This window comes from Streptomyces sp. NPDC059851 (assembly GCF_042732005.1).
In the GTDB taxonomy this organism is placed as follows: domain Bacteria; phylum Actinomycetota; class Actinomycetes; order Streptomycetales; family Streptomycetaceae; genus Streptomyces.
This window is the reverse complement of sequence record NZ_JBHWJJ010000012.1, coordinates 41,898-66,522: the sequence shown is the minus strand read 5'-3', so window position 1 is coordinate 66,522 and position 24,625 is coordinate 41,898. Positions and strand designations below refer to the sequence as shown.

At 74.0% G+C, this 24,625-nt stretch carries 22 protein-coding genes; 13 read left to right on the top strand and 9 right to left on the bottom strand.

Annotated elements, in window-relative coordinates:
- Nucleotides 1-172: 172 nt before the first annotated feature.
- Together ACFV7Q_RS06275 and ACFV7Q_RS06270 are read right to left on the bottom strand one after the other, a co-directional pair.
- On the bottom strand, nt 173-2,122 hold the full coding sequence (locus ACFV7Q_RS06275) for an AAA family ATPase (protein ID WP_385424194.1): 1,950 nt from the start codon (nt 2,120-2,122) through the stop codon (nt 173-175).
- Nucleotides 2,123-2,499: 377 nt separating this feature from the next.
- Nucleotides 2,500-3,135 (bottom strand): uridine kinase, encoded by a 636-nt coding sequence (locus ACFV7Q_RS06270; protein ID WP_385424191.1) that lies wholly within the window; start codon nt 3,133-3,135, stop codon nt 2,500-2,502.
- 133 nt (nt 3,136-3,268) lie between these two features.
- On the opposite strand from ACFV7Q_RS06270, the gene ACFV7Q_RS06265 reads away from it, so the two are divergent.
- From ACFV7Q_RS06265 to ACFV7Q_RS06250, 4 genes are all read left to right on the top strand, one after another.
- Nucleotides 3,269-4,753, top strand: coding sequence for a peptidase C39 family protein (locus ACFV7Q_RS06265; protein WP_385424188.1), 1,485 nt, complete (start codon nt 3,269-3,271; stop codon nt 4,751-4,753).
- A gap of 102 nt (nt 4,754-4,855) precedes the next feature.
- A complete protein-coding gene (locus ACFV7Q_RS06260) occupies nt 4,856-5,275 on the top strand; it encodes an SPW repeat protein (RefSeq protein WP_385424186.1) in 420 nt (139 codons plus the stop codon).
- A gap of 186 nt (nt 5,276-5,461) precedes the next feature.
- Nucleotides 5,462-5,614: an SCO1431 family membrane protein gene (locus ACFV7Q_RS06255; protein WP_385424183.1), complete on the top strand. Its 153-nt coding sequence runs from the start codon at nt 5,462-5,464 to the stop codon at nt 5,612-5,614.
- A 459-nt stretch (nt 5,615-6,073) separates the two neighbouring features.
- Nucleotides 6,074-7,246 carry an acyl-CoA dehydrogenase family protein gene (locus tag ACFV7Q_RS06250; protein WP_385424180.1) on the top strand — a complete coding sequence of 391 codons (1,173 nt, stop codon included), beginning with the start codon at nt 6,074-6,076 and terminating at the stop codon, nt 7,244-7,246.
- A gap of 236 nt (nt 7,247-7,482) precedes the next feature.
- Here ACFV7Q_RS06250 and ACFV7Q_RS06245 read toward each other — a convergent pair whose 3' ends face one another.
- A complete protein-coding gene (locus ACFV7Q_RS06245; RefSeq protein WP_385424177.1) occupies nt 7,483-7,710 on the bottom strand; it encodes a hypothetical protein in 228 nt (75 codons plus the stop codon).
- A 231-nt stretch (nt 7,711-7,941) separates the two neighbouring features.
- Between ACFV7Q_RS06245 and ACFV7Q_RS06240 the strand changes: the two genes are divergently transcribed.
- Complete coding sequence (locus ACFV7Q_RS06240) at nt 7,942-9,075, top strand: hypothetical protein (protein ID WP_385424174.1); 1,134 nt, start codon at nt 7,942-7,944, stop codon at nt 9,073-9,075.
- Between the two features lie 35 nt (nt 9,076-9,110).
- Entirely contained in the window at nt 9,111-10,256 is a 1,146-nt protein-coding gene (locus ACFV7Q_RS06235; RefSeq protein ID WP_385424171.1) for a phosphotransferase family protein, read from the top strand.
- Between the two features lie 136 nt (nt 10,257-10,392).
- Here the strand turns inward: ACFV7Q_RS06235 and ACFV7Q_RS06230 are convergent, their stop codons facing one another.
- Complete coding sequence (locus tag ACFV7Q_RS06230) at nt 10,393-10,830, bottom strand: hypothetical protein (RefSeq protein WP_385424168.1); 438 nt, start codon at nt 10,828-10,830, stop codon at nt 10,393-10,395.
- A gap of 218 nt (nt 10,831-11,048) precedes the next feature.
- On the opposite strand from ACFV7Q_RS06230, the gene ACFV7Q_RS06225 reads away from it, so the two are divergent.
- From ACFV7Q_RS06225 to fxsA, 4 genes are all read left to right on the top strand, one after another.
- Nucleotides 11,049-11,489, top strand: a complete 441-nt coding sequence (locus ACFV7Q_RS06225; protein ID WP_179178588.1) for an Lrp/AsnC family transcriptional regulator — start codon at nt 11,049-11,051, stop codon at nt 11,487-11,489.
- Nucleotides 11,490-11,576: 87 nt separating this feature from the next.
- A complete protein-coding gene (locus tag ACFV7Q_RS06220; RefSeq protein ID WP_385424165.1) occupies nt 11,577-13,226 on the top strand; it encodes an amidohydrolase in 1,650 nt (549 codons plus the stop codon).
- Nucleotides 13,227-13,385: 159 nt separating this feature from the next.
- Nucleotides 13,386-14,180: a polyprenol monophosphomannose synthase gene (locus ACFV7Q_RS06215; protein ID WP_385424162.1), complete on the top strand. Its 795-nt coding sequence runs from the start codon at nt 13,386-13,388 to the stop codon at nt 14,178-14,180.
- A 127-nt stretch (nt 14,181-14,307) separates the two neighbouring features.
- Nucleotides 14,308-14,919 carry an FxsA family membrane protein gene (gene fxsA, locus ACFV7Q_RS06210; RefSeq protein WP_385424159.1) on the top strand — a complete coding sequence of 204 codons (612 nt, stop codon included), beginning with the start codon at nt 14,308-14,310 and terminating at the stop codon, nt 14,917-14,919.
- A 179-nt stretch (nt 14,920-15,098) separates the two neighbouring features.
- Here fxsA and ACFV7Q_RS06205 read toward each other — a convergent pair whose 3' ends face one another.
- The 3 genes from ACFV7Q_RS06205 to ACFV7Q_RS06195 form a co-directional block, all read right to left on the bottom strand.
- Nucleotides 15,099-15,473, bottom strand: a complete 375-nt coding sequence (locus ACFV7Q_RS06205) for an RNA polymerase-binding protein RbpA (RefSeq protein ID WP_007262928.1) — start codon at nt 15,471-15,473, stop codon at nt 15,099-15,101.
- A gap of 346 nt (nt 15,474-15,819) precedes the next feature.
- Nucleotides 15,820-17,202, bottom strand: coding sequence for an MFS transporter (locus tag ACFV7Q_RS06200; protein ID WP_385424156.1), 1,383 nt, complete (start codon nt 17,200-17,202; stop codon nt 15,820-15,822).
- Nucleotides 17,203-17,269: 67 nt separating this feature from the next.
- Nucleotides 17,270-18,040, bottom strand: coding sequence for a glycerophosphodiester phosphodiesterase family protein (locus tag ACFV7Q_RS06195; protein WP_385424154.1), 771 nt, complete (start codon nt 18,038-18,040; stop codon nt 17,270-17,272).
- A 296-nt stretch (nt 18,041-18,336) separates the two neighbouring features.
- Here ACFV7Q_RS06195 and ACFV7Q_RS06190 point away from each other — a divergent pair, with 296 nt between their 5' ends.
- Nucleotides 18,337-19,839, top strand: a complete 1,503-nt coding sequence (locus ACFV7Q_RS06190; RefSeq protein ID WP_385424151.1) for a PLP-dependent aminotransferase family protein — start codon at nt 18,337-18,339, stop codon at nt 19,837-19,839.
- Nucleotides 19,840-19,894: 55 nt separating this feature from the next.
- Here the strand turns inward: ACFV7Q_RS06190 and ACFV7Q_RS06185 are convergent, their stop codons facing one another.
- Nucleotides 19,895-21,541 carry a hypothetical protein gene (locus tag ACFV7Q_RS06185; RefSeq protein ID WP_385424149.1) on the bottom strand — a complete coding sequence of 549 codons (1,647 nt, stop codon included), beginning with the start codon at nt 21,539-21,541 and terminating at the stop codon, nt 19,895-19,897.
- 35 nt (nt 21,542-21,576) lie between these two features.
- Nucleotides 21,577-21,771: a hypothetical protein gene (locus ACFV7Q_RS06180; RefSeq protein WP_385424148.1), complete on the bottom strand. Its 195-nt coding sequence runs from the start codon at nt 21,769-21,771 to the stop codon at nt 21,577-21,579.
- Between the two features lie 378 nt (nt 21,772-22,149).
- On the opposite strand from ACFV7Q_RS06180, the gene ACFV7Q_RS06175 reads away from it, so the two are divergent.
- Together ACFV7Q_RS06175 and ACFV7Q_RS06170 are read left to right on the top strand one after the other, a co-directional pair.
- Nucleotides 22,150-22,572 carry an ankyrin repeat domain-containing protein gene (locus ACFV7Q_RS06175; protein ID WP_385424145.1) on the top strand — a complete coding sequence of 141 codons (423 nt, stop codon included), beginning with the start codon at nt 22,150-22,152 and terminating at the stop codon, nt 22,570-22,572.
- Nucleotides 22,573-22,912: 340 nt separating this feature from the next.
- Nucleotides 22,913-24,310, top strand: a complete 1,398-nt coding sequence (locus tag ACFV7Q_RS06170) for a HEAT repeat domain-containing protein (RefSeq protein ID WP_385424142.1) — start codon at nt 22,913-22,915, stop codon at nt 24,308-24,310.
- Nucleotides 24,311-24,625: the final 315 nt, after the last annotated feature.

Below are 24,625 nucleotides of genomic sequence, written 5' to 3'. Positions count from 1 at the left end.
GGACCCGACGCCCCGCCGGCGCCGCGCTCCTGCGGGGCCGGGCCCTGCGGACTCTCCCCACCCCTCCCGCCCCGCCGGTGTTCCAAGCGCTGGGGGTCCAGGGCGGAGCGACCGGTTGCGGGACCGGGCGGGGTGGGGGAACGGCTGAGCGGAGCGGTCAGCGGGGCGGCCGCTACAACGGTGGTGGCGGGGCCTCCGGGCGGTCGCGGTCCGTCGGGCCGCGACCCGACAGGACCTCCCCGTACGCCTGCATCAGATCCGGCAGCCGCAGCGTCGCCAGGTCCTCCCGGGACGGCGCGCCCAGGAACCCGGCCAGCCGCAGATCCCGGTACGCGCAGCTCTTCTCGTACAGAGTGCGCAAGAACCGCCCGTTCCCGAGTTCGTCGATCCAGCCCTGCTCCACCACGTGCGTGCTGACGCTCCGCAGCTCTTCCAGCGCCTCCTCGTCCCAGCAGTCGCCGTTCCCCTCGGCCAGCACCTCCCCGATCGCGGTCAGCTCCGACGGCCGGTAGCTGGGGAAGTCCACGCGGGTGGTGAACCGCGAGGACAGCCCCGGGTTGGTGGACAGCAGCCGGTCCATGCCCGCCGGGTAGCCGGCCAGGATCACCACCAGGTGGTCCCGGTTGTCCTCCGCCCGCTTCAGCAGCACCTGCAGGGCCTCGTCCCCGTACGCGTCGCCCTTGCTGTAGCCCGAGTTGGACAGGCTGTACGCCTCGTCCACGAACAGCACCCCGCCGATCGCCGAATCGATCAGCTCGTTGGCCTTGACGGCGGTCTGCCCGAGGAACTCGCCCACGAGGTCAGCCCGCTGGGCCTCGACGAGGTGGTCGCCGCCGAGCAGCCCCAGCGCGTAGAACACCCGACCCAGGATCCGCGCCACTGTGGTCTTGCCGGTGCCGGAGGGCCCGGAGAACACGAAGTGCCGTTTCGGGGGTTGCACCGGCAGCCCCTGCCCGGCCCGCAGCCGGGCCATGTGGAGCTGCGCCGACAGTGCCTTGACCTGCCGCTTCACCGGCTCCAAGCCGACCATCCGCTCCAGCTCCGCGAGCGCTTCGGCGAGCAGCTCCGGGTCCGCCGGCCCGGCCGGCAGGCCTCCGGGCACGCCTTGGGCGGGGAGCGACGTCTTGCGCCGCGCGCCCTCGCCCCGGCCCGGGGGCGGCCCTCCGAAGCGCGGCGCCGGCGGGTCGGGTGCGGTCAGCGGGTCCGGCGGCTCGGGCTGCCCGTCCGGGGCGACGCCCAGGTCCTGGGCGGGGCCGCCGCCCAGGGTCACCGCCGCGAAGCCGCCCGCCTGGGTCAGGTTGTGCCCGCCGTAGGCCTCGCACCCCGTTCCCGCATATCCGGCGTACCCGTCGTAGTCCTCGCTGTCCTCGATCGCCGTCAGCCGTGCCGCGGTGTCCATGAACGCCGGATCCACCCGGTGCACCGCCCGGTACAGCGGCAGCGCCGCCGCACTGCGCCCGGTGCCCTCGTGCGCCCGGGCCAGCCAGTAGCGCAGTTCCTTGCGCTGCGGCTGCTCGCTGCGGCAGCGCATCAGTGCGGCCGAGAGCATGGGCTCGGCCTGCCCGTACATCTCCAGCCGGACCCGGGCCATCCCGCCGAAGAGCCCGGCCTCGATGCCGAGCAGCGGATCGTCCACGAGCGGCTCGGTGTGCCGGACCAGCTGCTCCCAGTCCTTGACCAGATAGGCCCGGCAGGCGTGCAGGAAGCGGACCTGCGGGTCGGCGTCCACCGGCGGCAGCGCGGCCAGCGCCTGGTCCAGCTCGGGCACGTGGCGGCCGTCCAGCCAGTGCGAGGCGTGGGCCAGCAGCAGGTCCCGCCTGCTCTCCAGCACCGGCTGGACCCACCAGCCCAGCCAGTACCAGGAGTTCAGGGTCCGCCGGTGCCTGGTCCGCTGTTCGCCGAAGCGGTCGCGGTGGGTGTACATGCGCAATAACGCGGTCGTGGTGTCCACGCGCAGCGCGTGCAGGCCCAACCAGGCGTCGGCCATCGAGGGATCCAGCCGGACGGCCGTCCGGAACTCCTCCTCGGCCTGCGGATAGGCGCCCATGGTGCAGGCGTCCACCGCGCGCAGCCAGGCGAGTTCGGCCGGGGCGTGCGCACTGCCCGGCGTCCCGAAATCCATCACGTCCCCCACAAGCCTGCCCCCGTGGTGCCCGGCAACCCCCGCGTCGATTCCGCGAGTTGTCGCCGTGCCGATGAAATCAGGGCTGCATCGTACCTGCGGCGACGCACCTTACGTAGGGTGCTGCGGGTACCGGTCCGCAGCGCCGGGTCGGGGCCCTACGTGACTCAGGGTGAAGATCCCGGGGAGGTCGACCCGCCGGGACGGGGGCGGGGACGGGTACCGGGGCAGAACGAAGCCCCCGATCACGGGGGAACAATCGGGGGCTTCGCGTCCGCTGCGGCCTGGAAAGACCGCGCATTCAGAACGTAAGGCCGGTGCGGGGCCCAGGTCAAGCAAGCCGGTGAACACCTGCGCAAGTGGTTTTCCGGAGCTGGTCAGGCCCGGGGGAGTCCGTCACCTTCAGTGATGGAAGCCGCCCTTCCGGCAGTCGCTCCAGCCTCGGAAGACCACTCGTATCCCGTACCGCTCTGGCGCACCAGGGTGTCCGCGAAGGGGCGCGAAGGATCATCCGAGAAGTGCGCGAGCTCCGCGCGCTCCCACCCGTCCCAGAAATCGGCGAGATCACGCCCGTCCCGGTGGCGTCCGCGCCCCCAGGACTCGGCGCGCGGCGTCTCCATCCACAGCAGCCGGGCCAGGCGGGGCCGCAGTGCGCGCCGCCCGGCCCCCACGCCTTCCACGAGCAGCACCGGCGCCGGTTCCAACACCTGTTCCGGGCCGAACCGCCGCGCCACCCAGTCGTACGGGGCCCAGCGCGCCGGGCGGCCGGCGGCGAGCGGCTCCAGCACCTGTGCGCGCAGCCGGTCCGGCCAGGCGAAGAGCTGCTCGTGGCTGGCCACGTCGTCCAGGTGCAGTACGGGCGCCCCGCCGAGGGCCTCGGCGAGCCGTCGGGCGAAGGTGCTCTTGCCGGACCCGGCGTGCCCGTCGATCCCGATCAGCCGCACGGGGCCGAGGGACGGGGGCAGGGCGCTGATCTCGCGCGCGAGCGGCGCGAGCGACTGGTGTGACTCCACCCGGCCAGCCTACGGCCGGACCCGGCACACGCGGGTTCACCCCGACACGGGCCGCCGGCGTCGACGCCCGACCGTCGGGAACTGGAAGGGTGGAGCAGCCGATCCGCCTCACCGACCCACTGGGGGATTCCGCATGACCGCACCCACACCACGCAGGGCCGTCCTGGCCGCCCTCGCGGCCGCCGCCGCAGCCGCGGTGCCCGGCGGCAGGGCCGCGGCGGCCGCCGCGCAGCCGGGAGTCGGCCCGGGAGTCGGCACGGCGCAGGCCGCCGCCGGAACCGGTACCGCCGGCGAAGTCGCGGCCGGCGCCCGGGCCGGCGCAGGAGCCACGACCGGAACCGGCGCCGAGGCCGGCGCCGAGGCGGGGGGCGCCGCCCGCCCCACCGTGGACAACCGGTTCTGGTTCTCCCGCAGCCACTGGGAGGCGGGCACCCACCGGGGCACCGCCGTCCTCGCCGGTGCCCGGCCCGGACTGCAGTTCGCCGCCCCGGCGGGCCGCACGGAGTACGCCGACCCGCACACCGGGAAGAAGGGCACCTGGGACTACGCCGTGTGGACCTCGCCGGTGCACCGCTCGACCGTCCCCGGAACCGAGGTCATCGCCTCCTGGAACGCCGCCACCCCCGCCGGCACCTGGATCCAGGCCGACCTCCGGGTCACCTACGGCGACGGCTCCACCAGCCCCTGGTACGTCATGGCCCGCTGGGCCTCCGGCGACGCCGACATCCGCCGGACCTCCGTCGACGGCCAGTCGGACGGCCGGTCGACGGTGTGGACCGACACCCTCGCCGTCGACGCCCCCGCCCGGGCGTCAGGGCTTCGGATCGCCGCCTGGCAGCTGCGCCTCACCCTCCACCGCAGGCCCGGCGCCGCGGACGGCCCCACGGTGTGGCTGGCCGGAGCCATGACCTCGGACGTCCCGGACCGCTTCACCGTCACCGCCTCCACCCCCTCCGGGCGGGCCCACGAGCTGAAGGTGCCGCGCTACTCGCAGGAGGTCCACCTCGGCCGGTACCCCGAGTACGACAACGGCGGGGAGGCCTGGTGCAGTCCCACCTCCTCCCAAATGGTCATCGAATACTGGGGCCGAAAGCCCGCGGCGAAGGACCTGGAGTGGGTGAACCGCGCCTACGGCGACCCGCAGGTGTGCCACGCAGCCCGCGCCACGTACGACAACGCTTACCGGGGATGCGGGAACTGGCCCTTCAACGCCGCCTACGCCGCCACCTACGAGGGGCTCGCCGGCGTCGTCACCCGGCTCCGCTCCCTGACCGACCTGGAGGCCGTGATCCGCTCCGGCATCCCCGTGATCACCTCGCTGTCCTTCCGGGCCGAGGAGCTCACCGGCGCGGGCTACGGCACCGCAGGCCATCTGATGACCGTCGTGGGCTTCACCGGGGCCGGCGACATCGTCGCCAACGATCCGAACTCGCCGGACAACCCCTCCGTCCGCCGGGTGTACGAGCGTCGCGAGTGGGAGAACGCCTGGCTGCGGACCAAACGCCACAACGCCGCGGGCAAGGTCCTCTCCGGCTCCGGCGGGGTCTGCTACCTCTACGCCCCGGCCCGCCCGTCCCTCGCCCAGGTCGTGGCGCTCAAGGCCGTCGGGGTGCTGTGAGAGAAGGGCCCGGGAGGTCCGCCACCCGTTGACCTGGAGAAAGGACAAGCGCAACATAAGCGATAAAGGGCACATAAAGTCTTCTACAGGAGGCGGCCCGCCATGACCACCCACAGCATCGAACACCACCCCGACCTCGCCGAGATGCGCTCGCGGTTCGAGCGGGTCACCAGCACGCCGGCCGCCCAGGCCGTGGAAGCACTGGCCCTGATCACGGGCCTGTACCTGGCCGCATCGCCGTGGATCGCGGGATTCAGCGGCCTCACCTCGTTGGCGGTGAACAATTTGATAGCCGGCCTCGCCTACTGCCTGTGCATGAGCGGACTCGGCTCGGCCTACGAACGCACCCACGCCATGGCGTGGACGGCGGTCGCCATCGGTGCCTGGACGATCATCGCTCCGTGGTGCATCTCCGGCAACGTCGACACGACCCGCACCGTGGTCAGCAACGTCATCGCGGGCGGCGTCGCCCTGCTGCTGGCGCTGGCCATGGCGAGCATGGCGGGCCGCAACCGCGCCTGAGCGGTCCCGCGCCCGGCGCCGCCCCCACCGGCGCCGGGCGGCGGACACCGCCCACCGGGCACACCGGCACACCGGGCCCCGGCCGTACGACGGCCGGGGCCCGGCGGTGCGGCGGGGACGTGACGCGCGCCACCAGTGACCCTCGTCTCTACCGCGAAAGCCGCGAACGCTGGCACATTGGACGGCATGACCGCACACAGCGCCGCCCCCACCGCCCCCGTCCGGACCCGGGCCCGCACCGGAGGCCCGGAGGACGGCTCCTCGTGGCTGGAGCACGTGCTCGGCTGGACCCTGGTGGTGGTCGTCGCCATGTTCGTCACGCAGCTCGGCTGGCTCTGACCGGCCCCGGGAACTCCCGGGCCGCCCCGCGTCGTCGTCCCGCGGCGTACGCCGGAGGTGAGGGCCGAAGTTCCGCCCGCCGCAAGGTACTTGTCCGGTACAACCCCTGCTGCCTACGCCGCAGGCACGCCGCCGCCCGGCCCGCCCGTACCGCCGAGGAACCCGACCGGCCCCCTCCGCCACCCGGCGGACGCGTCCGCCCGCCCCGCCCCGGCGCCGCCGACGGCTGCTGCGGGTTCGTCCCGGAGTGTCCAAAACCGCCCACTGCCTGGGCTTTCTCCGGTGATCTTGCCCCGGTGACGGGAAGCCCCTGATCGGGCATACTCATGCCGCCGCAGCCGCTGAACTGCCCGTTCCGTGATCCGGGAGGCAGTATCGGCTGTAAGAGCACCGTTACCCGGCGGCGCGTCCCACACCTCACGCGTCGCCGCCGTGCCCACGAGGGAGGAGAGCGCCGCCATGAACGACCGCGCCCCGCAGCCGGTGGACCGTCAGCTGCCCACCGAGGAGTCCCGGGACCTCCTCGCGCTCGTACGAGAGATCACCCAGCGAGAGGTTAGCCCCCGGGCCGCCGAAGAGGAGGAGGCCGGGCACTTCCCGCGCGAGGTCTTCACCCTGTTGTCCGAATCCGGCCTGCTCGGCCTGCCGTACGACAGCGAGTACGGCGGCGGCGACCAGCCCTACGAGGTCTACCTCCAGGTCCTGGAGGAGCTCGCCGCGGCCCGTCTGACCGTCGGCCTCGGCGTCAGCGTCCATTCCCTGGCCTGCCACGGCCTGGCCGGCTACGGCACCAAGGAGCAGCGGGCCGCCCACCTGCCCGCCATGCTCGGCGGCGGCCTGCTCGGCGCCTACTGCCTCTCCGAGCCGGCCGCCGGCTCCGACGCCGCATCGCTCGCCACCAAGGCCGTCCGCGACGGCGACGACTGGGTCATCAACGGCACCAAGGCCTGGATCACCCACGGCGGGATCGCCGACTTCTACACCGTCCTCGCCCGCACCGGCGGCGACGGCCCCAAGGGCATCACCGCCTTCCTCGTGCCCGGCGACGCCGAGGGCCTTTCGGCGGCCGCCCCCGAGAAGAAGATGGGCATGAAGGGCTCGCCCACCGCCCAGCTGCACTTCGACGGCGTCCGCATCCCCGACGCCCGGCGCATCGGCGAGGAGGGCCAGGGCTTCACCATCGCCCTGGCCGCCCTGGACGCCGGCCGCCTCGGCATCGCCGCCTGCGCCATCGGCGTCGCCCAGGCCGCCCTGGACGAGGCCCTCGCCTACGCGCAGGGCCGGACGCAGTTCGGCCGCCCCATCGCCGACTTCCAGGGGCTGCGGTTCATGCTCGCCGACATGGCGACCCGCATCGAGGCGGGCCGGGCCCTGTACCTGGCGGCGGCGCGGCTGCGCGACGCGGGCAAGCCGTTCTCCCGGCAGGCGGCCATGGCCAAGCTGTTCTGCACCGACACCGTCATGGCCGTCACCACGGACGCGGTCCAGATCCTCGGCGGCTACGGCTACACCCAGGACTTCCCGGTGGAGCGCCTGATGCGCGAGGCCAAGGTGCTCCAGATCGTCGAGGGCACCAACCAGATCCAGCGCATGGTCATCGCCCGCCACCTGGCCGGCCCCGAAACCCGCTGACCCGCCCCACCGGGTGAGCCCGCCTCGGCCGTCGGGGTGGACCCGCGCGCGCTTCGCCGCGCCGCGCGGGCCCGCCCCGCTCCCGCGGGGCGCTGGATCGGGGCGAGGGGCGCTCGGCCGGTACGCCCGGGCGGCTGAGCGTGGTCCCCAAGGAGCGGTCGACGCCGCCGCCTGCTGGCGCCGCCAGGGCTTCGGCGCCGAGCCGGACGCGTGCCACGGGCCGCCCGCACCGTGGGTCATGCTTCGAAGAGGGGTCCCGCCGGCCAGATCGGGGACGTCGCGACGCGGGACCACTCCGGGTCGCGGTGGCCCGGCAGGGTGCGGCCGGCGGCCGCCCAGCGGGCCAGCAGCGCCCGGTAGATCGGCGGGTCGGACTGCCGGTGCTGAACCGATTCTTCGGCGGTGTGCGGCGCCGGGCGCCGGCGTCGGCCCGTTCTCGGGCCGGGCGTGTCGAGTGCGGTCATACCCGGACCAACGCGCCGCCCGACCAGCGGTAACCGCGCCCGCCCCCCGGGTTTGCGTTCGAGGTGTCCCCGTACGGCCCCCGCACGGCGCCGCGGACGGCCAGGCGTGCCGGGGTGTCGCGGTATGCCAGAAGTATGGGCGGCGGCTGCATTTCTGACGTACCGTCAAGTCTGATCAGTCGCACCGCACCGCACCGCGCCCCGCCCCCGCGACGCCCCTGGAGCTGCGCCATGCCCGCGGACCGCCCCGTCCCCCTGGACGAGTACCCCATCCACCAGGCCCCGCTGTCGATGAAGCACGTCGTCACCGGCGATCGCAACGCCTACGACCGCTGCATCTTCCACGTCTTCGACCACGCCGGCCGGGCCGTCCTCATCGCCGGCCTCGGCGTCTACCCCAACACGGGCGTCATCGACGCCTACGCCACCCTCCGCACCGGCGACCGGCTCCTCGCCGTCCGCGCCTCCGACGCCCTCACCGACGACCGGATGAACCTCGCCGTCGGCCCGCTGCGCATCACCGTGGAGGAACCCCTCAAGCGGATCACCCTGCGCTGCGACCCCGACCCCGCCGACCCCAACGGCCTCTCGTACGACCTCACCTGGACCGCCGAATTCCCCGCCGTCTGGGAGCCGCACCACACCCAGCGGCGCGGCGACCGGCTCGTCCTCGAAGGCCGCCGCTTCGTCCAGGCCGGCCACGTCACCGGCACCCTCCGCGCGCGGGGAGAGGAACACACCCTCACCCCCGACGCGTGGACCGGAACCCGGGACCGCAGCTGGGGCGTCCGCCCGATCCCCGGCGAGGACGGCGGCCGCGCCGCCGAGGAACACCGGCCCGAGGGCTTCCACTGGCTCTGGATCCCCGTCCGCTTCCCGGACCGGTTCGTCATGGTCATCGTCCAGGAGGACGCCGACGGCCACCGCACCCTCAACGAAGCCGTCCAGGTCTTCCCCGAGGGCACCGGCCGCCCCGATGCCCAACTCGGCTGGCCCCACACCGACATCCGCTACCGTCCCGGCACCCGGCACCCCGAGAGCGCTCTCGTCCACCTCATCGACCCCGCCCGCAAGCCCCTCGAACTCGGCGTCGAGATCCTGAACTCCTCCCCGCTCGCCGTGGGCGCCGGCTACCCGCCCGCCACCGACTGGCAGCACGGCACCTGGCAGGGCCGCGGCTGGACCGACCGCCGCGTCCTCGACCTCTCCGACCCGGCATCCCACCCCATGGCCGCCTACGGAGTCACCGACCACTCGGCCCGGTTCACCCTCGACGGCCGAACCGGCCACGGCATCTTCGAACACGGCAGCTTCGGCCGCCACGACCCCAGCGGGTTCACCGACCACGGCTCGGTCGCCCCGTAACGGACAGCCGGCAGCGCACAGGAAGACGGGCAGTCATGGCAGCAGCACCAGCACCTGCACCACGACCAGCACCAGGACCAGCACCAGCACCAGCACCAGTACCACGTCCCCGCACCTCCACCCGGGAACCCGGAGCGCTCGCCCGGCGTCTCGCCGCCTGGCTCGACGGCCGTCTCCCCGGCGCCCGCGTCTCCGGCGTTCGCGTCCCCGCCTCCAACGGCATGTCCAGCGAGACCCTGCTCTTCGACGTCGAGCACCCCGACACGCCGGTCCGTGCCTGCGCCCTGCGCCTCGCCGCCGACCCGGCCGCCCACACCGTCTTCCCCGTCTACGACATGCCCCGCCAGTACCGGGTCATGAGCCTGGTCGCCGCCCGCACCGACGTGCCCGTCCCGCGCGTGCTGTGGCTGGAGGAGGACCCGGGACCGCTCGGCGCCCCCTTCTTCGTCATGGCGCGGGCCGAGGGCCGGGTCCCGCCCGACGTGATGCCCTACACCTACGAGGGCAACTGGCTGCACGACGCCACTGATGCGGAACGCGCCGCCCTCCAGGAGTCGAGCATCTCCCTCCTCGCCCGCCTCCACGACCAATTCCCCGCCGAAGAGGCAGAGTTCCTCATCCCCGACGGATCCGGCAGCCCGCTGCGCCGACACGTCGACGCCCAACGCGCCTACTACACCTGGGTGGTGGACGGCCTCGCCCCGTCCCCGCTCCTGGAGCGCTGCTTCGACCGCCTGGAGGAGCTCTGGCCCCCCGACGAGGGCCCCGCCGTCCTCAACTGGGGCGACGCCCGCATCGGCAACATCGTCTACGACGGCTTCGAACCGGTGGCCGTACTCGACTGGGAGATGGCCGCCTGCGCCCCGCGCGAGGTCGACCTCGGCTGGACCGTCTACCTCCACCGCTTCTTCCAGGACCTGACCGCCGGCTTCGGGCAGCGCGGCCTGCCCGGCTTCCTGCGCCGCGAGGACCTGGAGCGCCGCTACGCCGAACTCACCGGTCACACCCCGCGCGACATGGAGTTCCACACCCTCTACGCCGCCCTGCGGCACGGGATCGTCATGTTGCGCATCGCCTACCGGCAGGCCCACTTCGGGGAGGTGGCGGTCCCGGCCGATCCCGACCGGCTGATCCTGCACCACGCCACCCTCGACGCCATGGTGCGCGGCGCGTACTGGTGAGCCGTAGGAGTTGCCCCGCCGCAGGCCCCGTACGCCGGGCCGCCCGCAGGTCCCCCGACACGGCTGAGGCCCGGGCCGAACGGCCCGGGCCCGGTCATGGGCCCGCCGCGCTCCCGCGGCCGGCCGTCCGCCCTGATCAAGCGGCCTGGGCGTGCCGGCTCCGCTGCAGCGGGACCCGGGCCGCGAGCCGCACCGGACGCGAGCCGGGGCCGCCCACGTGCGAGAACGGCTGGGTACGCCAGTCCAGGCCCTGGGGGAGCGTCAGCATGACGACCTCCAGCTCCTGGTGGTCCGCGCCCGCGTCCGCGGCGGGCTGCGCCTCGGCGGCCGGGCGGCCCGTGCCGGCGCACACGGTCAGCCCGAACGGATTCCACGGGCTCGGGCAGAGCGCGTGCTCCGGCAGGTACTCCTCGTCCGCGACGAGGGCGATCGACTGGCCGCAGTCGGGGCAGATCGCGTGGCGGATCTCGAACCCCTCGCCGTCGTCGAGGTAATCGGCGTCGTCGGCGTAGTCGACCGCGCCCGGATCCAGGGGCTCCGGTTCGGTGCGACCGGTGCGCTTGGTGTTCTGCATGGATGTACTCCCCCTTGGGTGGGCCGGGCGGGCAATGTTCTTCGGCCTCGGCCACACCAAGCACTTCCCGTCGCGCGGCACGAGTAACCACAACAACCCGGCGCAGTAGGACATACCCTTGTGGCTTTGGTCACATGCCCGCCGCAGGTGCCACTTGTGGCCGGACAGCACTGTGCCTGGGGCGCCCTCGGGCCGTAGGTTGAGCGGCTATGAGCGCTATGGAGGAGCTGGACCGCCAGATCGTGGATCTGCTGGTACGGGACGGGCGGATGAGCTACACGGACCTGGGCAAGGCCACGGGACTGTCCACGTCGGCGGTCCACCAGCGGGTGCGCCGCCTGGAGCAGCGCGGCGTGATCCGCGGCTACGCGGCCGTGGTCGACCCCGAGGCCGTCGGCCTGCCCCTGACGGCCTTCATCTCGGTGAAGCCCTTCGACCCCAGCGCCCCCGACGACATCGCCGACCGGCTGGCCGGCGTACCGGAGATCGAGGCCTGCCACAGCGTGGCCGGCGACGAGAACTACATCCTCAAGGTCAGGGTCGCCACCCCGCTGGAACTGGAGGACCTGCTCGGCCGGCTGCGCGCCCTCGCCCACGTTTCCACCCGCACCACCGTCGTCCTGTCCACCCCGTACGAGGCGCGCCCGCCCCGCATCTAGCGGAAGCACGACCCGCCGGCGGGAGAACGGCCCGCACGCAGGGGGGCGCGGTCGAACCGGCACCCGCGAACCGGGAGACTGGTGCGCATGACTGACCGCACCGCCCACTCCGCCGACGACGCCGGAGCCTTCGCCTCCGCCTCGGCCCCCGACCGGACCGTCCTCCTGCGCCGCGGCGAGGTACACAGCCCCGCCGACCCCTTCGCCACCGCGATGGTCGTCGAGCGGGGCCACATCGCCTGGGTCGGGTCCGAGGGCGCAGCCGACGCCTTCGCACAGGGCGTGGACGAGGTCGTCGACCTCGACGGAGCGCTCGTCACCCCCGCGTTCACCGACGCGCACGTGCACACCACCTCCGCCGGTCTGGCCCTGACCGGGCTGGACCTCTCCCGGGCCGCCTCCCTCGCCGAAGCCCTCCAGCTCGTCCGCGCCCACGCCGCGCGCCGCCCCGGCGACCGCGTGCTGCTGGGCCACGGCTGGGACGCAGCCCGCTGGCCCGAGCGCCGAGCCCCCCGCCGCGCCGAACTCGACGAGGCCGCCGGCGGCCGCCCGCTCTACCTCAGCCGCATCGACGTGCACTCCGCCGTGGTCACCACCGCCCTGCTGGACCTCGTCCCGGCCGTCACCGTCCGCGGCGACGAACCACTGACCCGTGACGACCACCACGCCGTCCGCAAGGCCGCGCTCGCCGCCGTCACCCCCGGGCAGCGCGCCGAGGCACAGCGGGCCGCCCTCGACCACGCCGCCTCCCTCGGCATCGGCTCCGTCCACGAGTGCGGCGGCCCCGACATCTCCTCCGCCGAGGACTTCGCCGACCTCCTGAACCTCGCCCGGGAGCGGCCCGGCCCGCGGGTCTTCGGCTACTGGGCCGACCGTGACCTGGAGCAGGCCAAGGCCCTCGGCGCCATCGGTGCCGCCGGCGACCTCTTCGCGGACGGCGCCCTCGGCTCCCACACCGCCTGCCTGCACGCCCCGTACGCCGACGCCGGCGACACCACCGGCACCGGCTACCTCGACGCGGCCGAGATCGCCGAGCACGTCACCGCTTGTACGGAGGCGGGCCTCCAAGCCGGCTTCCACGCCATCGGCGACGCCGCCCTCACCGCCGTCGTCGAGGGCTTCCGCACGGCGGCCGACCGGCTCGGCCACGGCCGCGTCCGCGCCGCCCGGCACCGCGTCGAGCACGCCGAAATGATGACCCCCGAGACCATCGCCGCCTTCGCGGAGCTGGGCCTCACCGCCTCCGTGCAGCCCGCCTTCGACGCCGCCTGGGGCGGCGAGGACGGCATGTACGCGGACCGGCTCGGGGCCGAACGGGCCCGTACGCTCAACCCGTTCGCCGCCCTGCTCAAGGCCGGAGTGCCGCTGGCCTTCGGCTCCGACGCCCCCGTCACCCCCTTCGACCCGTGGGGCACCGTCCGGGCCGCCGCCTTCCACCGGACCCCCGAGCACCGCATTTCCGTGCGCGCCGCCTTCACCGCCCACACGCGCGGCGGCTGGCGGGCGCTCGGCCGCGACGGAGCGGGAGTGCTGGTGCCCGGCGCACCCGCCGACTACGCGCTCTGGCAGACCGGCGAGCTGATCGTCCAGGCCCCCGACGACCGGGTCGCCCGCTGGTCCACCGACCCGCGCTCCGGCACCCCCGGACTGCCCGACCTGACCCCGGGCCGGGACCTCCCGGTGTGCCTGGCGACCGTCGTCGGCGGCCGGGAGGTCTTCGTGCGGCCGCAGGGGTGATCCGTCGGGCCCGGGCCAGGGCCCCGCGGGCCGGTGGACAACGGTGAGGTCCACCCGCATCCGGCGGGAGCCGCACCGGCCCGAAGGACCGCGGGCCCCGACCACTGTTCTAGAGTCATCTCCTGTGACAGGACGTACGAGAACACGAAGGCGGACCCAGTGAGCGACGGCGGACAGCGAGGCCACGGACCGCTCGGCACGACCTTGGTGATCATTCCGACCTACAACGAGGCGGAGAACATCGGGCCGATCGTCGCGCGCGTGCGCGCGGCCGTACCCGAGGCGCACGTCCTGGTCGCGGACGACAACAGCCCCGACGGCACCGGCAAGCTCGCCGACGAGCTGGCGGCCGGCGACGACCACGTGCACGTCCTGCACCGCAAGGGCAAGGAGGGGCTGGGCGCCGCCTACATCGCCGGCTTCACCTGGGGCCTGGAGCGCGACTACGGCGTACTGGTCGAGATGGACGCGGACGGCTCCCACCAGCCGGAGGAGCTGCCGCGCCTGCTCACCGCGCTGGCCGGCGCCGACCTGGTGCTCGGCTCGCGCTGGGTGCCGGGCGGCCGGGTGGTCAACTGGCCCAAGAGCCGGGAGTTCCTCTCCCGCGGCGGTTCGACGTACTCCCGGCTGATGCTGGACGTCCCGATCCGTGACGTGACCGGCGGCTACCGCGCCTTCCGCCGCGAAACCCTGGAGGGGCTGGGCCTGGAGCAGGTCGCCTCCGCCGGGTACTGCTTCCAGGTGGACCTGGCCCGCCGGGCCGTGCGGGCGGGCTTCCGCGTCGTGGAGGTGCCGATCACCTTCGTCGAGCGCGAATTCGGCGACAGCAAGATGAGCCGGGACATCGTGGTCGAGGCCCTGTGGCGGGTCACCCAGTGGGGCCTGCAGTCGCACGCGGCCAAGCTGGCGGGCCTGGACAAGAGCCGCTCCCGGGACGGGGGCAGCAGGCACTGAGGCCTCCGGGACCGGCGGCTCCCGCCCCGTGCCGGGGGCTGCCGCCCGCCCGACGGGCAACCCCTAGGGGACGCCCGGTACCTCCGGCTGAGCCCGCTTTTACGCAGGTCCGGGCAGACTGGATGACATGACGACCGGCGCACCCACTTCGACGGCCCACCGGCGGCGGCGCTCGCCTGCCCGTACGTTCCTGCCCCTGGCGATCGCCGTATGGCTGATCCTGGAGATCTGGCTCCTCGGCCTGGTCGCCGACGCGGCGGGCGGCCTCACCGTCGCGGCGCTGATCGTGGGCGGAATCGTGCTCGGCGCCGTCGTCATCAAGCGGGCCGGGCGCCGCGCCTTCAAGAACCTGTCCGATGCCTTCCAGCAGGCCCAGCAGGCCCAGCAGGCCCAGCAGGGGCAGCCGCCCGCCGCGCCCCGGTCCGGCACGGGCAACGCGCTCACCATGCTGGCCGGCCTGCTCCTGATCCTGCCCGGCCTGCTCTCCGACGTCGCGGGCCTGCTGTGCCTGATACCGCCCGTCCGGGCGTGGATCGGCCGCCGCTCCGGACGCCTTCTGGAGCGCCGGATGGCCACGGCCCGCTCCGGGAGCTTGGCCGACGCCTTCCAGCAGGCCCGCATCCACCAGCCGGACGGCAAGGTGGTGCAGGGCCAGGTCATCCGGGAGGACCGGCCGGACGCCCAGGGCCAGGACCGGCCCGGCTCCGACACCGGGTTCCGGCCGCCGTTGGCACCCTGATCCGGGTGCGGCCCGCCGGCGCTCTCACCGACCTGCGTACGCGCCCGGCGGCGCTCTGAGCTGCGTACGAGACCACTGAAACGGGAACGGCAACAGCCGAGGGCCCCCGCCACGAGATGTGGCGGGGGCCCTCGGCTTGTTCTCTCGTCCGGCCGTCAGGCGGACTGGTGGTCCGGCCGTCAGGCGGACTTGCGGCTGTCCCGCGGATGCACGGCGATGTTCATGGCACCGGAGCGCAGGACCGCCAGCCTCTCGGCCAGCACCTCCTCCAGCTCCTCGCGGGTGCGCCGCTCCATGAGCATGTCCCAGTGCGTTCGCGCGGGCTTGCCCTTCTTCTCCTCGGGCCCGTCCCCGTCAACCAGGAGTGCCATGGCGCCGCACGCCTTGCACTCCCACTCCGGCGGAATCTCTGCCTCAACCGAGAACGGCATCTCAAATCGATGTCCGTTCTGGCATGCGTACTCCACCGCCTGGCGCGGGGCCAGATCGATGCCGCGGTCCGTCTCGTAGCTGGTAACCACGAGCCGCGTACCGCGGAGAGCTCGCTCACTCATGAATCGTGCCTCCCGGGCTTGTCGCCCACAGGACAGGTGTCGCTGTCGTCGTCATCCGGTCAACGTCCGGTCGGCGGTATAGATTCCCGCTCCGGGTGATGCGTCGCCCGTCGTGCCGCCCCTTGTTGTACCCACCAATGCCCGTTTTGTCACATCTGGCAGCAGATGTCACCCAACGTCTTCACTTCTTCAGCACGCAGTAACGGTCCGCCTGGCAGGCCAAAGGCGTACACTACCGGCCCTTTGCTTCGACGTCGAAATCCGTTCGGAAATCGCATGAAGATCCGGCCTCCGGTCGCCTGCCGGACGCGCCCCGGTCATGTCCTGATCACGGCCGCGGCCGCCGTCAGAGCCGCTCGGGAACAGGATTGCCCGCCGCCTCGACCGCACGCCGCACCGGCACCCGCGCCAGCAGCACGAAACCCAGTGCGAAGAAGACCACCAACGAGATGATCGCGTCCCGGTAGCTGCCGGTGACCTGGTACGTCAACCCGAACACCAGCGGCCCGACCCAGCTCATCCCGCGGTCGCTCAGCTCGTACGCGGAGAAGTACTCCGCCTCCTTGCCCGCCGGCACCAGGTGCGAGAACAACGACCGCGACAGTGCCTGGCTGCCGCCCAACACCAGCCCGATCATGGCGGCGAGTGCGAAGAACCACATCGGGGTCCGCGCCGGCAGGAAGTAACCGGCACCCAGGGTCAGCGCCCACGCGGCCAGCGAACCCAGGATCGTGCGCTTCGCGCCGTACCGTCCCGCCAGCCGGCCCATTGCCAGGGCCCCCACCACCGCCAGCACCTGCACCAGCAGCACCGCGGCGATCAGCGTGGACTGCTCCAGCTCCAGCTCCTCCGCGCCGTAGACCGAGGCCTGCGAGATCACGGTCTGGACGCCGTCGTTGTAGACCAGGTACGCCAGCAGGAAGGACAGGGTCAGCGGATAGCGCCGCATGTCCTTCAGCGTGGCGACGAGCTGCTTCCAGCCGCTCACCGCCGGAGCCGCACCTGGTTCCCGTACGACCGCCCGGTCCCGGAGCCGGCGCAGCGGGACCAGCGCGAACGCGCCCCACCACAGGCCCGCCGACGCGAGGCAGATCCGCACGGCCATGCCCTCGGAGAGCCCGAAGGAGTCGTGGCCCAGGTAGAGCGCGAGGTTCGCGACGAGCATCAGCGAGCCCGCGGTGTAGCCGAAGGCCCAGCCCCGCGAGGAGACGGTGTCGCGTTCCTCCGGGGTGGAGATCTGCGGCAGGTAGGCGTTGTAGAGCACCATCGACACCGACAGCGCGGAATTCGCGACGACCAGCAGCAGCCCGCCCAGCAGGTACCGCTCGCCCTCCAGGAAGAACATGCCCGTCGTGGCCGCGGCACCCACGTACGCGGCCGCCGCCAGCAGCGGCTTCTTCCGACCCGTCCGGTCCGCGAGCGCCCCCACCAGCGGCATGAGCAGCACTGCCAGGACCACCGATGCCGACACCGCGTACGCGAAGTACGAGCCCGCCCGCACCGGGATCCCCAGCGGGTGCACGAACCCCTCGGCGTCCGCGGCCGCCTTCGCCACCGATGTCAGGTACGGCCCGAGGAACAGGGTCAGCACGCTCGCCGAGTACACCGACACGGCGAAGTCGTAGAAGTACCAGCCCTGCTGTTCGCGCTTGCGCGCGGCGTCCACCGCCGCGGCAGGTCTGCCGTCCTCGGAGCCGGGTCCTGCCCCGTCCGTCGTCTGCGCACTCATCAGTGCCCCCTCGCTGGTCCCCGTGCCGCGCGGCTTCCCGGTACCGCGCGGCGGTCCCGCGGCCCCGTCAGGCCCAGGCCCCCCGCCGGTCCAGCACCGTGCGCAAGATGTCGATCCGGTCGGTCATGATGCCATCGACTCCCAGGTCGAGGAGAGCCTCCATACGTTCCGGTTCGTTCACGGTCCACACGTGGACCTGCAGCCCCCGCTCGTGCGCGGTGCGGACGAACCTCCGGTCGACCACCCGGATCCCGCCCTGCGTCTCGGGGACCTGCGCGGCCACCGCGCCCGCCCGCAGGGCCGCCGGGATCGCGAACGACCGCAGTCGCAGCCCGAGGACCCCGCGCACCCCGTACGAGGTCGCCAACCGCGGCCCCGCGATCTTGTGGGCCCGCGCCACCCGGCTCTCCGAGAACGAGCCCACGCACACCCGTTCCCACGCCCGCGCCCGGGCGATCAGGTTGACCAGCGGGTGCAGCGCCGACTCGGCCTTGACGTCGACGTTCCAGCGGGCGTCCGGGAACTCCTCCAGCAGCTCCTCGAAGAGCGGCAGCGGCTCGCTGCCGCCCACCCGGACCTGCCGCAGGTCCTTCCAGTACCGCTCCGCGATCCGGCCCGTGCCGTCGGTCACCCGGTCCAGCGTCGCGTCGTGGAAGGCGACCAGCTTGCCGTCGGCCGTGGCGTGCACATCGGTCTCGAAGTACCGGTACCCGGCGCGGGCGGCCCGCCGGAAGGCGGCGGCGGTGTTCTCCAGCCCGTCCGCGGCCCCGCCCCGATGGGCGAAGGGGATCGGAGCGGGGTGGTCCAAATACGGATGGCGAAGGCTTGCGTGCGTCACTGCCGCAGTATGCCCCTTCCTCGCGGCGGCCCGGCAGCCGTGCCGTGGAGCCCCGGTGAACCCACGGCAGCTCCGCGATGCGGGCTCCCGGATGCGGGCCCGCCCCCCGGGCCCGCATCCGGGAGTGCCCCGGGCGGCCGGGCCGGCGCCGCACCGGCCCCGGGCGGCAGCAGCACCGGTACCCCCGCCCTGGCCCGGGCGGCCCGCCCGTGGCACCCTGAGGCTTCACGGGCAATCCAATCCGGGGTTCGTCCCGGCCCCGGAGGGGCCAATCCGAGGAAGGTGGACCGGACGCAATGGCGGAGTGGACCTCGGCAGTGGGGGCCGCGCAGCTCGCGCGGCTCATCACCTCCCAGCAGCAGCGGCCCGGCACGGCCGGCACGCGCAAGCCGCCCGCGTACCGCTCCCTGGCCGACGGCATCCGCCTGCTGGTCCTCGAAGGACGCGTTCCGGTCGCCGCCCGGCTGCCCGCCGAACGCGAGCTCGCCGTCGCCCTCTCCGTTTCCCGCACCACCGTCGCCGCTGCGTACGAAGCGCTGCGCGGCGAGGGCTTCCTCGAATCCCGCCGCGGCGCAGGCAGCTGGACCTCCGTACCCGCCGGCAACCCGCTGCCCGCCCGCGGCCTCGAACCCCTGCCACCCGAGTCCCTCGGCTCGATGATCGACCTCGGCTGCGCCGCGCTACCGGCCCCGGAGCCCTGGCTCACCAAGGCCGTACAGGGCGCGCTGGAGGAACTGCCCCCGTACGCGCACACCCACGGCGACTACCCGGCCGGGCTCCCCGCCCTCCGCCGGATGCTCGCCGACCGGTACAGCGAGCAGGGCATCCCCACCATGCCCGAGCAGATCATGGTCACCACCGGGGCCATGGGCGCCATGGACGCCATCTGCAGCCTCTTCGCGGGCCGCGGCGAGCGGATCGCCGTCGAGTCCCCCTCCTACGCCAACATCCTCCAGTTGATGCGCGCGGCCGGCCTACGGCTCGTCCCCGTCGCCATGGCCGACGGACTGGCCGGCTGGGACCTGGCCGTGTGGCGGCAGGTGCTGCGCGACGCCGCCCCCCGCCTCGCCTACGTCGTCGCCGACTTCCACAATCCGACCGGCGCCCTGGCCTCCGCGGAGCAGCGGCGCGCCATGGTGGAGGCTGCACGCTCCGCCGGCACCGTGCTCGTGGTCGACGAGACCATGGCCGAGCTCAGGCTCGACCCCGGCCTGGAGATGCCCCGGCCCGTCTGCTCCTTCGACCCGTCCGGCTCCACGGTGATCACCGTCGGATCCGCCAGCAAGGCCTTCTGGGCCGGCCTGCGGATCGGCTGGGTCCGCGCCGCCCCCGACGTCATCCGCAGCCTCGTCGCGGCCCGGGCCTACGCCGACCTCGGCACGCCGGTGCTGGAGCAGCTCGCGCTGAACTGGCTGATGCGGACCGGCGGCTGGCGGGAGGCCGTGGAGCTGCGCCGCGAGCAGGCCCGGGAGAACCGGGACGCGCTGGTCGCCGCGGTGCGCCGGGAGCTGCCCGACTGGGAGTTCGAGGTCCCGCGGGGCGGGCTGACCCTGTGGGCCAGGGCCGGCGGGCTGTCCGGCTCCCGGCTGGCCGAGGTCGGCGAGCGGGTCGGCGTACGGGTCCCCTCGGGCCCGCGGTTCGGTGTGGACGGGGCCTTCGAGGGCTACGTCCGGCTGCCCTTCACGGTCGGCGGACCCGTGGCCGACGAGGCCGCGGTCCGGCTCGCGGCGGCCGCCCGGCTGGTGAGCACGGGTGCGGGCGGCAGCGGCGCGGAGCCCCCGCGCACGTTCGTGGCCTAACGGCGCGGGTCCCCGCGCGCGTGCAGGACCCCGCGCACGGGCGTGGCCCAGCGGCTCAAGGAGCCTCCGCCGGTACCTCCGTAGTACGGGCGGCGGTACCGGACTCCGGGCCCAGTGCCTGCGCCGGGGGCTGGGCCTGGAGCGACTTGGCCGGCGCGGGCCGCCCGCCCGCTCCGTCCCCTCCCGGGGACGTCTGTCCCCGGGAGGGCAGCAGCTCCAGCACCGCCTGCCGGTGCGCCGGGTCCGCGTCCTCGTCGTACGGGTCCGGCGCCGCCGGCACCTGGACGCGGTGCACCGGCCCGGAGCCGAGTCGGGCGTACCCGCGGCCCGGCGGCACCTGTGCGGCCGGGGTGGTGTGCGGCGGCAGCCCCAGCACGTCGCCGATCTGCCGGACCGATGCCGGGCCGAGCACCACCCGGGCCCGCGCGTGCTGCCGGACTGCGTCGCCCAGCAGCTCCAGGTGGTCGAACTGCTCGGCCACCACGACCGTGACGTGCGCGGCGCGGCCGTGCCGCAGCGGCACCTGGAGCCGGCCGAAGGGGTCGGGCGCCCCCTCGGCCGCCGCGACCTGGGCCAGTACGCCGGGCCGGTCCAGCAGGATCCACAGCGGCCGCCGGACGTCCTCCGGCACCGGACGGCCGGCCTCCCGCGCCCGGTGCGTGGCGACGAGGCGGCGCTCGGTCTCGTGTGCGGCCCACTCCAGCGCCGACAGTGCCCCGGCCGGCCCGCACTCCACGGCCGGCACGCCGGTCCGGCCCGACAGGCAGGCGAACTCGCCGCTGCCGCCGCCCTCCACGACCAGGACGTCGCCCCCCTGCCGCAGCGCCTGCAGGGCGATCGAGCGCAGCAGGGTGGACGTACCGCTGCCGGGGTGACCGACGGCCAGCAGGTGCGGCTCGGTGGACCGCGGGCCGGTGCGCCAGATCACCGGCGGCACGTCGCGCAGCTCGCCGTCCTCCACCACGGGCAGCGTGCGTGGTACGCCGTCCGCGTCCGTGAAGCCCAGCACGGTTTCGCCGGGCGAGGTGACGAACGGCTGGGCGGCGATGCCCGTGGGCAGGGGCTCCAGGACCCTCAGGTCCAGTTGGTTGCCCTCCTCGTCCCAGTCGAAGAGGTACTCCCGGCCGCGCCCCGACTTCGCGTGCAGCAGGGCTTCGATCCGGGCCCGGGAGCCGGGCTCGCCGTCGGTGAAGTACGCCGGGTAGCGGATCCGGAGCCGGGTGATCCGGCCCGCTCCGTCGAAGGCGTGGTCGCTGAAGGCCCGCTCCCACTCACCGCCGTGCGCGAAGAGCGGGCTGGGGTCCTCCGGTGCGGAGAAGTAGGGCACCAGGGCCTCGTACAGGGAGCCGAGCCGTTCGCGCTCGGCCTCGGTGGGCCCGGTCCCGACCGGGGAGCGCCGGCGGCCCTGCCAGGCCGCGGCCGCCATGAGGGTGGCCAGGGCGAGCCCGGGCCCGTACGGGACGAGTGCGAGGACCAGGACGACGGCGGTGCCCAGGAACAGGGCGGGACCGCGCTTGTCCTTGGGGGTGGCGGCCCACCTGCGCCGGGCGGCCGCGGCCAGGATGCGCAGGCCGCGCCCGATGACCAGCAGCGGATGGAGGACGTCCGTGGCACTGTCGGCCGCCGTTCGGGCGAGCTCGCGTCCCCGGGCGGGCGACAGGATGCCGCTGCCGAGGAGGCGGGGGAGTGGGCGCCGGGCCACGGGCGTCTCCTGGAGTGGTGGTGGGGCGGGGGCGGCTAGAGCTTGATCCCGCCGAGGAGGCTCGCGAGGCTGGCCGTACTCGCCGTGATGCTGGGGGCGATGGCGGAACCGGCGAGGAAGAACCCGAACAGCGCGCAGACGAAGGCGTGGCTGAGCTTCATCCCGTCCTTCTTGAAGAAGAGGAAGGCGATGATGCCGAGCAGAAGGACGCCCGAAATGGAGAGGATCATGAGAGTTTCTCCTGGTGGGTGGGGACAGTCACCATCAGTTGTCCCAAGCTCACAGGAAGTATCAATGCGATAAAAGGTGCATACGGGTGAATTTATGGATCTTTCACTTGACCGGCTCAGCCCGCGCGGCGACCCGGCCACCCGCGGGCGCCTCCCGGCGGGCTCCGTCCCGGCAGGGGTGCGGGTGGGAGGGTGCCCGCGCCGTGGACACGGACCCCGTCGGCGCAGGTCGGGGCGCTACCCTGGCGATTCACCCGAATGGACGCGCACGGAACCCGGCCGGCCCGGACCGGCGAGCACGGAACCGGCGAGCAGGGAGCCGCTGGAGGGGAACCGGCGCGCACGTGAGAGCAACGAGTGGAAGGCGGAACGCGACCGATGAGTGAGCACCAGCCCACCGACAGGGGCCCCGAGGACGCCCCCGACGCGGACGTCATCGAGCTGGCCAGCAAGGTCTTCGACCTCGCCCGCCAGGGCGAGACCGCCGTGCTCGCCGCCTACGTCGACGCCGGCGTCCCCGCCAACCTCACCAACGACCGCGGCGACACCCTCGTCATGCTGGCCGCCTACCACGGCCACGCCGACGCCGTCACCGCACTGCTCCAGCGCGGCGCCGAGCCGGACCGCGCCAACGACCGCGGCCAGACCCCGCTCGCCGGAGCCGTCTTCAAGGGCGAGGAAGCCGTCATCCGCGCGCTCCTCGCCGCCGGCGCGGACCCGCACGCCGGGACCCCGTCCGCCGTGGACACGGCGCGCATGTTCGCCAAGGCCGACTTGCTCGAACTCTTCGGAGTCAAGTAGTCCGCTTTCCGCCGTGACCTGGCATGGTGTGACCCGGCACCGACCTCACGGGTTGGTCACGGCGGCCGTAAATGTGGTCGCGGCGCACAAACCGGCTGGGTCATCATGGCGTCGGATTCGATTCGCGAGCACGGCGGACGGGCAGGAGGGGGCAGGACACGACCGTGTCCGGGCCCACCCCTGCGGAACCGGCCGCCCTGGTCGCGAAGCACCGACGAGAGTGAGAAGGCAATGGTCTACATCGAGCGGAACAAGACGGCGGACGTCCTCACATGCTGTTACGCGGCCCTGTGAATCCCGATTCCCGGTTGCGTCCCCAGCTTGATTTGAGGCCATTCCCATGTTCGAACCAGTCATAGCGCCAAGCGGGACCCTGCTCGGGCTCCTCCAGCGGGGCCGCGGCGACGGCACCCTGCACGCACTCGCGGCCCCCCGGGCCGAGGCCCTCCAGGCCCTCAACCAGTGCGTGCTCCGTGACCCGCGCCAGGACTGGCAGGTCGAGAACCGCTCCCTGTACTACGCCCGCCTGTACCTGGACCTCGACGGTCCCCTGGGCGAGATCGAGAGCCACCTCTTCAGCGCCGACGACCTCGTCGACGACAGCGACCACCGGACCGGCCTCGCCCTGTCCGTCCTGGGCCACCTGGCCTCGTACGGCCGCGACGACGCACTCGTCCTGCTGCGCCGGTACGCCGCCTCAGGCGCCAACTGGGCCTGGGCCCTCGACGAGCTCGCCCTGCGCGACGACGACGAGGGCCTGCTGTCCTTGGCCGCGCCCGTGCTCGCCCGCTTCCCCGGCACGGCGGAGGGTGAGGCGCGGCTGGCCGCCGCCGTCCGCGACGCCTACGAGCCCCGCCCCTGGCGCCTGTGGGAGGAGACCACCGAGCACGGCACCCGCCTCGGCGCGGCACGCCGCCAGGGCTCCTTCGACCGCTGGCAGCGCCAGCTCACCCCCAACGGCCCCCGCCCCGGCTGGGGCGTCCAAGCCGTCTTCGACTGGGCCGCCGACGGGCTGCGCCGCGGCACCCCGCTGCACGTGCCCGCCGCGCGCTGTCTCGCCGCCGTAGCCTCCCCCGAGGACCGCGGCACCATCCTCGCCGCGGCCGCAGGCGCCACCGGTGACGCCGCACGGGCCACCGCCCTGCACCACCTGGTCCTCGCCGAGCCGGAGAACCCGGTCGTCCTGGACCTCATCGAAGCCGCCGCCGACGAGCCCGCCGTCGCCGCCTACGAGCGCATGTCCGGCCCCGCCGCCCTCGACCGCGCCCGCACCTGGGTCCACCGCCCCGACGCCCTCGGCGAGGCCGCCGCCGCCCTCCTCGCCGCCCACGGCGAAGCCGAGGACGCGAACCTGGTCCTCGGCGCCCTCCGCTCCGCCGTCCGCGGCTCGGGCCCGGACTCCCCGCGCCTGTACGCCCTCGTCGACGGCGCCGGCCGGCTCTCCATCGGCTGCGCTGCGCCCGTCCTGCGGCACATCTACCGCGAGACGGCCTCCTCCCACCTCCGCGGGCGCGCCGCCCGCGCCTTGGCGGGCACCGACCCCACCTTCGCCTCGGGCTTCGCGGTGGAGTGCCTGTGGGACTGCGAGGAGACCACCCGCGAGGTGGCGGCCCGCCACGCGGAAACCGCCGACGTCCGGGTCGCCCCGAGGCTCCGCCGCCTGGCGTCCGATCCGGCGGAGGAGGAAGACGTCCAGTCCGCCGTCCGCAGCCGCATCGCCCCGGAGACGGCCCTGTAGGGCGGTCCGGCCCGCCTGCGGGCCCAGGCGTACCCACGCGCACCGCGCAACGCGTCGACCCGGCCGTTCAACGGCCGGGTCGACGCGTTCCGCGGTCGCCACTGGCCCGGCCCCGAACGCGGGGTCGGCTGCGGGTTCCGGCCGGCGGCCGCGGGCAGGACCACCAGCCCCACCGTCACGGCCGTCGCCGCGGCGATGGCGGACGGTACGCCGTACCGGCAGGGGTAGGACGGGCTGACCCGGACGGGGTGGCCTGGACGATTCCCCGGGGCGCGCGGCCTCGGCCGGGCTGAGCCCGTCGACGACGGCCGCGTC